General features: G+C 42.3%; 4 protein-coding genes. All 4 read left to right on the top strand.

The annotated features are described in order from the left end of the window. Positions 1-202 (top strand): tryptophan synthase subunit alpha (locus B7C60_RS19560; RefSeq protein ID WP_245869512.1); only part of this gene is annotated, 202 nt, incomplete at its 5' end. Positions 203-447: 245 nt separating this feature from the next. Further along, complete coding sequence (locus B7C60_RS14625) at positions 448-996, top strand: septation protein A (protein ID WP_099612292.1); 549 nt, start codon at positions 448-450, stop codon at positions 994-996. A gap of 93 nt (positions 997-1089) precedes the next feature. Further along, the gene (yciA, locus tag B7C60_RS14620; RefSeq protein WP_099612291.1) at positions 1090-1491 is read left to right on the top strand and encodes an acyl-CoA thioester hydrolase YciA; all 402 of its coding nucleotides are present in this window, start codon (positions 1090-1092) and stop codon (positions 1489-1491) included. Positions 1492-1575: 84 nt separating this feature from the next. Further along, the coding region (locus B7C60_RS19555) for a YciI family protein (protein ID WP_245869674.1) at positions 1576-1725 on the top strand (150 nt) is incomplete at its 3' end.

Here is a 1725-nt window from a genome sequence, read left to right as displayed (position 1 = left end):
TCAAGCAGCACCGGCACTACTAGGGTTTGGTATTTCAGAACCAGAGCAAGTCAAACAAGCCATTCGAGCGGGGGCAGCAGGTGCCATTTCTGGTTCCGCCGTGGTAAAAATCATTGAGAAACACATCAATGAACCCGAGAAAATGCTGGCTGAACTGCACACATTTACCTCGGCGATGAAGGCTGCAACCCGCAAAGCTTAGGTAAACCTATCACCTAACATAGAGCAATAGCTGTCTACCAGATGAGGCACTATTGCTCTTTCTATCCAGCCGCCCCTCAGTTGCATCGATTTTCTAACGCTTCACTGCGTCAGAAAATCTTTATCAATATCACAAAAATTTTACCTAACAATGCGATATTTTGTTTCAAAATATCTTTATTGGTTTAGCTCATGCCATAATTTGGTTAGACTGTCAGTAATTTACTACTTGGATCTTGCTTTATAATGAAACAACTGCTCGATTTTATTCCACTGATTATTTTTTTCGCTCTGTTTAAGTTTTACGATATTTATGTCGCAACAGGGGCGCTGATTGCAGCCACAGCGATACAAATCATCGTGACCTATTTTCTGTTCAAAAAGGTCGAAAAAATTCAGTTAATCACCTTTGCTTTAGTGACTGTTTTTGGTGGCATGACGATCTTCTTACATGACGATAACTTCATTAAATGGAAAGTGACCATTGTCTATTTAGTCTTTGCTTTAGGCTTAGCCATTAGCCATTGGCTTGGAAAATCTGCGATTAAAGGCATGCTCGGTAAAGAACTGACTCTACCTGAAACGGTCTGGACAAAAATCACCTGGGCTTGGGTTGTCTTTTTCCTCGTGTGCGCGGTACTCAATATTTATATCGCCTATCAATTATCACTCGATGTATGGGTCAACTTCAAAGTATTTGGTCTACTTCTCGCAACCTTCGCCTACACACTATTGACCGGTATTTACATCTATAAACACCTGCCGAAAGAACAAAATAGCTCTAAACATTCTTAACTATTTTGAGTCGAGAAGACATTTCTGGTTATAATTAACCCTCTTTTTCAGCGGCCTTCGCGGTCGCTGTTTTGTTTGCTGTGGATGCCAATCATGAACCAGAATGTAAACTCCCCCAAGGGGCAGCTTTTACTGAGAACACTTGCCATGCCGGCCGACACCAATGCCAATGGTGATATTTTTGGTGGGTGGATTATGTCGCAATTAGACTTGGCTGGTGGCATTCTCGCTAAAGAAATTTCCAGTGGAAGAATTGTCACAGTTTCAGTGTCAAGCATTACCTTTAAAAAGCCCGTCAAGGTGGGTGATGTGGTATGCTGCTACGGTGAATGTACCAAAATTGGCCGGACATCGATGTCAATTAACTTGGAAGTATGGGTTAAACCAGTTAAAGAAGACGGCGTACTTGACCGCTTCCAAGTCTGTGAAGCAACGTTTAATTATGTTGCTATTGATGCAGAAGGACGCCCAAGAGTGATCAACCACCAGCATTGATCACCGCAAGGAATGAACCTCACTTTTAAAATCATTGGATTTGGTGCATGACCTAAACCCGTTCACCATTATAAGGATAGCAATATGTGGTATGTTATTTTCGCCCAAGATGTAGAAGACTCGCTAGCGCAACGAATGAGTGTCAGAGCAGAACATTTAGAACGCTTACAAACTTTACGCAATGAAGGTCGGCTATTGGTTGCAGGGCCACTCCCTGCGATTGATGCAGAAGAT

The sequence above is a fragment of the Vibrio fujianensis genome, assembly GCF_002749895.1.
GTDB lineage: Bacteria > Pseudomonadota > Gammaproteobacteria > Enterobacterales > Vibrionaceae > Vibrio > Vibrio fujianensis.
Note: the sequence above shows the minus strand (reverse complement) of the source record. Positions and strands in the feature narration are given on the sequence as shown.